Origin of the sequence: Neisseria sp. P0020.S005, from assembly GCF_051957055.1 — a bacterium.
GTDB lineage: Bacteria > Pseudomonadota > Gammaproteobacteria > Burkholderiales > Neisseriaceae > Neisseria > Neisseria subflava_A.
The window spans coordinates 129242-136832 of the sequence record NZ_JBQCWV010000006.1; the positions used below are offsets into that span (position 1 = coordinate 129242).

The following is a 7591-nucleotide window of genomic DNA, read 5'->3' on the forward strand; positions in this document are numbered from 1 at the left end:
ATAAACGGCCCCATACTCACACATTCATAGTCCATATCAACCCAACCCAAAGACCATGACCACCCCACTTTCCCTTACCGTCGTCGGCCATACCAACACAGGCAAAACCTCACTCTTACGTACGCTTTTGCGCGACAGTACCTTCGGCGAAGTGAAAAACGCGCCATCCACCACGCGCCATGTCGAAGAAGCCCTTATCAACGACGGCGACGACAGCTTGGTTTATCTCTACGACACACCCGGCCTTGAAGATGCCGGCGGCGTGTTGGACTGGCTGGAAACCCACACATCTGCACGCGATGACGGTATTGAGCGCATTCAGCAATTCCTCAGCAATCATGAAGCGCATCACGAATTCAACCAAGAGGCAAAAGTGCTGCGCCAAGTCATGCAAAGCGATATGGCCATGTACGTCATCGACGCGCGGGAACCCGTCCTCGACAAATACAAAGACGAGCTGACCATTTTGTCTTGGTGCGCTAAGCCCATCATGCCCGTGTTCAACTTCACCCAAAATCAAGACCTGACCGCTTGGACCAACATGCTCGCCCGCAGAAACCTGCATGTTTACGCCGGTTTCGATACCGTTGCCTTCGACTTTGAAGGCGAAATCCGATTGTGGGACAACCTCGCCACCATGTTACCTAAGCGCGACATCCTCGACCGCCTCATCAATATGCGCCGTCGCGAGTGGCAACGGCTGGATACGGAAGCGCGCCGTGAAATTGCCGATTTTCTACTGGATGCCGCCGCATTTACCCAAGAAATTGCCGAAAACGACGACCCTGCCCCGACTTTGGAAGTCATGCAATCGGAAATCCGCCAACTTGAGCGGCAAATGCAACAACGCCTGTTCACACTTTACCGCTTCTATCACGACGAAGTCGGCAGCGACAGCACATGGATGCCCAAAGCCTTCAAACAAGATCCGTTTGACAGCGAGTTGCTCAAACATTACGGCATCCGTACCGGTACCGGCGCAACCGCAGGCGCACTCATCGGTCTAGGCTTGGATATTGCCACGCTTGGCGGCTCGCTTGGTTTGGGTACAGCCATCGGCGGACTATTGGGCGGTATTTTGCCCAATGCCCAAGACATCACCGACAAAATCAACGGCCGACAAACCCTGCATACCGATCCGGAAACCCTTACCCTGCTCGCCGCACGCGCACTGGATTTGTTGCACGTCTTGCAAACACGCGGCCACGCGGCTCAATCGCATATCGAGCTAAAAGAACGCAAAGCGCCATGGAATGCGGCAAAATTACCAAGCGAACTCAACAAAGCGCGCAGCAACCGCAAATGGTCTTCGCTCAACACACACCAGCCCGAAGCCAGCCGTAACGAACGCGCAGTCTATGTCGCCACTTTAAGCGAGAAATTAAAAGCTTAGAATGGCCGCATAACAAAAAGGCCGTCTGAAACCCAAATGTTTCAGACGGCCTTTTAATCTTAGCAAATACTTATTCAGCAGCTTTGGTTTCGCGTTTCAAACCTCCGCCAAGTGCTTTATACAAGTCGGCAAGGTTTTCCAGACGGGTCAGCTGATTGGCTAAAAGAGCAGTATCCGCGCCGTAACTGCTGCGTTCGGCATCCAATAAATCCAATGCGCTGGATACACCATGTTTGTAGCGCAGGCTGATGAGGCGCAGGCTGTCGTTGTAGGCGCGGCTTTGTTTGCTCAGCGCTTCATAGCTTTTATCCAGCTGTTCGCGCGCAACCAAAGCATTGGAAACGTCTTTAAATGCGGATTGAACAGCGGCTTCATAAGCAACGATTTGTGCCTGTTGGCGCAGTTTGGCTACGTCAAGATTGGCTTTGTTGGTACCCCAGTCAAAGATAGGCAGCGTGATGGACGGTGCAAACGCCCAAATACCCGTGCCGCTCTTAAACAGGCCGCTCAACTCGCCGGAAGCTGTACCGACAGAACCGGTCAGGCTGATGCGTGGGAAAAATGCCGCACGAGCCGCACCAATATTGGCATTGGCTTGTTTGAGCGCGTGTTCGGCCGCACGGATATCCGGACGATTGAGCAACACGTCCGAACTCAAACCGGCAGGCAGTTTGGTCAATTTGAACTGCTTGCTCAAAGGTAAACCGGCAGGCAAGTCTTCGGGCAAAGGCTGATTAATCAACATAGCCAAGGAATTGCGCGCTTGCTCGCGGTTTTTTACCGCGGATGCGTAATCGGCTTTGGCCGATTCAATCAGGGCCTCCTGTTGGCGCAAATCAACGGCGGAAATCACACCGGCCTTATGACGCAATTGCGAGAGCTTGTAAGTCGCTTCACGGGTTTGCAACACGCGTTGAGCCAATGCCATGGTTTCTTCAGCGTAGCGTTCGTTAAAGTAGGCTTTAGCAACGGTAGAAATCAAGGTCAGATGCGCTGCATCGCGGTTGGCGGCCACATTGAAATAACCTTGCAACGCGGCTTCGCTGGTACTGCGGACACGACCGAAAAGGTCAAGTTCATAAGAGGCTGCGCCCAAACCCACGCTGTATTGGCTGCTGACGCTGCCGCCGCTCAAACTGCCTTGACGCGAACCTGTACCGCTGGCATTGACGGTTGGCAACAAATTATTACGCGCAATCATATATTGCTTGCGGTAGATTTCCGCATTCAGCGCGGCTGTACGCAAATCGGTATTGCGTTCCAATGCGATGTCAATCAGGCGGTGAAGGCGCGGATCGGCAAAATAGTCTTGCCAACCCAATTCGGCAGCACGGATACCGTCGTCAACAGTGTCGTATTTAAACGTATCGGCAACGGCAACTTGAGGCTGCTCATATTTCGGCATCATGGTACAGGCCGACAAAGCCACGGCTGCGGCAACGGCGGTCAGTACAGGTTTGAATGTAATCTTCTTCATTTTAGAATCCTTTAGCATTTTGAGGCCGTCTGAAAATTTTCAGACGGCCTTTGCTTTAGTGCTTGTCTGAATCGTGTTTACCGTCTTCAATCATGCCGGCTTCAGCGGCGTGTTTGGCGGCCATCTCATGCTCGTGTGCAGTTTCTTTAAAGAATTTGCGCACAACCACATAGAACAAAGGCACAAGGAACACGGACAGAATCGTACCGATCAACATCCCCCAGAACACGGTCGTACCAATCGCACGTTGGCTAGCGGAGCTGGCACCGCTGGCAACATAGAGCGGCACCACGCCCAAGATGAAGGCGAACGAAGTCATGATAATCGGACGGAAACGCAGGTGTGCAGCGGCAAGCGCAGCTTCCAGTGCGCTCTTGCCTTGCGCTTGCAGGTCTTTGGCAAATTCGATAATCAAAATCGCATTTTTCGCACTCAAACCCATCACCGTAACGAAACCGACTTGGAAGTAGATATCGTTGGCGTATGCCGGAATACTGCCCAGCAGTGCTTCAAACATGTTACGGCCGGTCACGCCCAATGCCGCGCCAATCAAGCCCAACGGAATCACAAGGATAACCGCCAACGGGATAGACCAGCTTTCGTACAAAGCAGCCAATACCAAGAATACAGCGGCAGCGGCCAATGCGTACAACACGACAGTTTGCGAGCCGCCTTTAGCCTCTTCACGAGACTGACCGCCCCATTCCAGACTGTAACCGCCGCCCATTTCATCAACCATTTGCTGTACCGCAGCCATGGCTTGACCGGAAGATACGCCATTAACAGGAGAGCCGGAAAGCTCCATTGCCGGATAACCATTGAAGCGGACGCTTTGTTCCATACCGGTTTCCCAAGAAACAGTAGCAATGGTAGAAAGCGGTACGGCAACGCCGGATTTATTCGGTACAGTCAGGTTCAGAATATCGGCAGGCTGCATACGGGCACTCGCATCAGCTTGTACCATCACGCGTTGCAGACGGCCTTGATTCGGGAAGTCGTTGACATAAGACGAACCCAAAGAAGAAGCCAAAGCAGTACGGATATCGGAGAACGAAATACCTTGTGCGGCTGCTGCGGCACGGTTGATGTCGATTTTCAACTGCGGCGCATCTTCCAAACCGCTCGCACGAACGGTACTTGGGTTAAATAAACCGCTTTTACGCATTTTGTCAATCAACTCATTACGCTTGGCCAACAATGCAGCATGGCCGCTGTTGTTACGGTCTTGCAGGTAAATCGTCAAGCCGGAGCCTGTACCCAATTCCATAATGGCAGGAGGCACAATCGCCAAACCGAAACCGTCTTTCAGCGTAGCCATCATCATGCCGGTCAACTTACCGGAAATAGAAGTCGCATCGCTGCCCGGAGCAGTACGTTCGCTCCAGTCTTTCAGAATGACAAAGCCCAAAGCCATGTTTTGGCCGGAACCGCTAAAACTAAAGCCGGAAACGGTAATAATGTTCTCGATCTCAGGTACAGATTTCGCCAGTTGAGTGATTTGAGCCAAAGTTGCATCGGTACGCTCTTTGGTCGCGCCGGCAGGCAGCTGTACGCTCAACATCAAGTTACCTTGGTCTTCAGTCGGCAAGAAGGAAGTCGGCAGACGCATAAACAGGAATACGCCCACAACAGTCAAACCAATATAGACAACCATCATGCGTAAAGTCTTGCGCAAGACTTTGGCAACCCAGCCTTCGTAGCCGTGTGTCCAGCTGTCGAATTTTTTGTTAAACCAACCGAAGAAACCTTTTTTCTCTTCGTGATGACCCTTCTGAATCGGTTTGAGCATGGTGGCACACAATGCCGGAGTCAGCGTCAAGGCAAGGAATGCGGAGAAGCCGATAGATGCCGCCATGGTCAAGGCAAACTGTTTGTAAATGTTACCGGTTGCACCGCTAAACATTGCCAGTGGCACAAATACGGACATCAACACGGCAGTAATACCGATAACCGCGCCGGAAATCTGACCCATCGCTTTTTTGGTGGCAGCCTTAGGCGACAAACCTTCGCTCGCCATAATACGCTCAACGTTTTCAACGACCACAATCGCGTCATCGACCACAATACCGATCACCAATACCATCGCAAACATGGTCAATACGTTAATCGACATACCCATGTATGAGATAAAGGCAAAACCGCCCAACAGGGAAATCGGTACAACAATAGTCGGAATCAGCGTATAGCGGATGTTTTGCAGGAAGAGATACATCACCAAGAATACCAAAACAATGGCTTCCAAAAGCGTATGGATCACTTTCTCAATCGAAATTTCCACAAATTTGGAAGTATCGTAAGGAACTTTCCAGCTCATACCGTCTGGGAAATACTTCTGCAAAACCGCCATTTTTTCTTTCACAGCAGTCGCTGTTGCCAAAGCGTTACCGCTGTTAGACAGCATCACTGCCATACCGGTGGTATTCACGCCGTTCAAGCGGGTGGAAGAAGAATAGTCCTGCATACCCAAGCTGACTTTGGCAACGTCTTTCAGATAGACATTCGAGCCGTCGGTATTGGATACCAAAATGATGTTGCCGAACTCTTCAGCAGTGCTCAGCTGACCTTGCGCTGTAACGGTTGCTGAAATAGTCTGACCTGCAGCCGCCGGCAAAGAGCCGATAGAGCCTGCAGAAATTTGGATATTTTGAGTAGCCAGTGCGTTGGTTACCGTTGCAAAAGACAAGTTGTAGTTTTGCAGTTTTTTCGGGTCAACCCAAATACGCATGGCGCGTTGCGCACCAAACAATTGTACCTGCCCTACCCCGTCGATACGCTGCAGTTCAGGAATGATATTGCGCTGGGCGTAATCGTTCATTTCCTCAATGGATTGCTTTTCAGAAGAAAGCATGACCACTTGCAAGAAGTTGGAACGCGCTTTAGATACGGTTACACCATATTGCTGTACGGTAGAGGGCAATGTGGACAACACTTCCGACAATTTGTTCTGCACGTCTACCTGCGCCAAATCTTCATTGGTTTCCGGTGTAAACGTCAGACTGACGCTGCCGCTGCCGCTGGAATTAGCAGAAGTCGTCATATAGTCCAAACCTTCCACACCGTACATATTACGTTCGATAACGGCCAGTACGCTGTCTTCCATTACCTGAGCAGAAGCGCCCGGATAAGTAGCGCGCAAAGTAATGGTCGGTGCGGCAACGGACGGATATTGGGAAATCGGCAGTTTTTGAATGCCGAAAATACCCGCTGCGATGATAAAAATCGCAATAACCCATGCAAAGATGGGGCGGTCAATAAAAAACTTAGACATTCACGCGTTCCTTATTTGGCTTCAGATGCAGCTTTAGCTTCAGGCTTGGCCTCGGATGCAGCCTGGCCGTCTGAAACTGCCGGTGTTGCTGCCGCAGCGTTTGCAGGTGGCGTCCATTCTTTCGGCGTTACCTGTTTAGCACCCGACATAGCGGCAATGCTGATGCCTTCAACAATCACTTTGTCGCCGTCTTTCAGGCCGTCTGTAATCACCCAATTGCTACCTTGCTGTTGGGCAATGGTCACGACACGCGCTTCCATTTCGCTCTTGTCATTCACCACCATCACCGTATCTTGCGAACCACGGGTAACTGCTTGTTGCGGCACCACAAATGCATTATCCACAGCCACTTGTTCCATCAATACGCGCACATACAAGCCCGGCATCAAGATATTTCTGTCGTTAGGAATGGCGGCGCGCAAGGTAATTTGACCAGTCGTTTCATTGACAGTCGGATCTGCAAACAGCAGACGGCCTTTTTCAGGGTAAACCGTACCGTCGTCAAATTTGATATCCACTGCAATCGCGCCGTTTGCCGCCAATAATTTGCCTTCGGCAACCTGTTGACGCAGTTTCATGACCTCACTCGCAGACTGGGTAACGTTGACATACATCGGGTTGGTTTGTTGGATGGTGGCCAAAACGGTGGTATCACCGGAATTCAGCAGCGTACCTTCAGAAACTTTAGATTGACCGATAAAGCCGGAAATCGGCGCAGTAATGCGGGAGCGGTTCAGGCTGATACCGGCAGATTTGATAGCTGCTTGAGCGGATTTGACGCCTGCCTCTGCTGAACGCTTGGCCGTTACGGCTGCATCATATTCTTGTTGGCTGATGGCATCGGCGGCAACCAGCGGTTTATAGCGGGCTAAGTCGGCATTCGCTTTAGCCAAAGTAGCTTGCGCACTTGCCAACTGGGCGCGTGCGCTTTCTAAATTTGCTTCATAAGTTGAGCTGTCGATTTGGTACAAAGGCTGACCGGCTTGAACATAGCTGCCCTCTTGGAACAGTCGTTTTTGCAAAATACCGCCGACTTGGGCGCGAACTTCGGCAGTACGCAATGACTCCAGACGGCCCGGCAACTCGGTTGTCAATGCAACGGTTTCCGGATGCACAGTGACCACGCGGACTTCAGGCGCAGGTTGTTTTTGCTGTTGCTGACTGCCTTGCGCCTGTTGGCCGGCTGCTTTTTCATCGCCTTTGCCGCAAGCGGAAAGCGCCAACGCAGTAGCTGCTGCAATTGCCGCGACACGCATCATTTTAGAAGCATAAAGAGCCATAATTTTCCTATCTCTATGATAAATAAGGGTTTGACTAATTAAAAATGGGGCTGACGTAGATTAGCAGTTATGCTAGGCTACGAAAATGCAGATAACCAATTGTAAATTAAGCAAGAGAGTTCAAAAGAAACTACTTGAATTTTTTGTACTCCAAGTTACCGCCCGTTCCGCTG

General features: G+C 51.1%; 4 protein-coding genes and 1 pseudogene. 2 read left to right on the forward strand and 3 right to left on the reverse strand.

What is annotated here, in order from left to right; translation table 11 throughout:
* Positions 1-55: 55 nt before the first annotated feature.
* Positions 56-1393 carry a GTPase/DUF3482 domain-containing protein gene (locus ACTHTU_RS06735; protein WP_440362138.1) on the forward strand — a complete coding sequence of 446 codons (1338 nt, stop codon included), beginning with the start codon at positions 56-58 and terminating at the stop codon, positions 1391-1393.
* Between the two features lie 70 nt (positions 1394-1463).
* Here the strand turns inward: ACTHTU_RS06735 and ACTHTU_RS06740 are convergent, their stop codons facing one another.
* The 3 genes from ACTHTU_RS06740 to ACTHTU_RS06750 are packed head-to-tail and all read right to left on the reverse strand — an operon-like array spanning position 1464 to position 7418.
* Positions 1464-2870 (reverse strand): efflux transporter outer membrane subunit, encoded by a 1407-nt coding sequence (locus ACTHTU_RS06740; RefSeq protein ID WP_440362139.1) that lies wholly within the window; start codon positions 2868-2870, stop codon positions 1464-1466.
* A 55-nt stretch (positions 2871-2925) separates the two neighbouring features.
* Positions 2926-6138: an efflux RND transporter permease subunit gene (locus ACTHTU_RS06745; RefSeq protein WP_440362140.1), complete on the reverse strand. Its 3213-nt coding sequence runs from the start codon at positions 6136-6138 to the stop codon at positions 2926-2928.
* Positions 6139-6149: 11 nt separating this feature from the next.
* Positions 6150-7418 (reverse strand): efflux RND transporter periplasmic adaptor subunit, encoded by a 1269-nt coding sequence (locus tag ACTHTU_RS06750; protein WP_314592072.1) that lies wholly within the window; start codon positions 7416-7418, stop codon positions 6150-6152.
* Between the two features lie 85 nt (positions 7419-7503).
* On the opposite strand from ACTHTU_RS06750, the pseudogene ACTHTU_RS06755 reads away from it, so the two are divergent.
* Positions 7504-7591, forward strand: a pseudogene (locus tag ACTHTU_RS06755) (IS1595 family transposase); the annotation flags it as partial.

Coding starts and splice junctions, on each gene's coding strand:
- ACTHTU_RS06745 (WP_440362140.1), bottom strand. CDS start 6,138: ATGTCTAAGTTTTTTATTGACCGCCCCATCTTTGCATGGGTTATTGCG.
- ACTHTU_RS06750 (WP_314592072.1), bottom strand. CDS start 7,418: ATGGCTCTTTATGCTTCTAAAATGATGCGTGTCGCGGCAATTGCAGCA.
- ACTHTU_RS06735 (WP_440362138.1), top strand. CDS start 56: ATGACCACCCCACTTTCCCTTACCGTCGTCGGCCATACCAACACAGGC.
- ACTHTU_RS06740 (WP_440362139.1), bottom strand. CDS start 2,870: ATGAAGAAGATTACATTCAAACCTGTACTGACCGCCGTTGCCGCAGCC.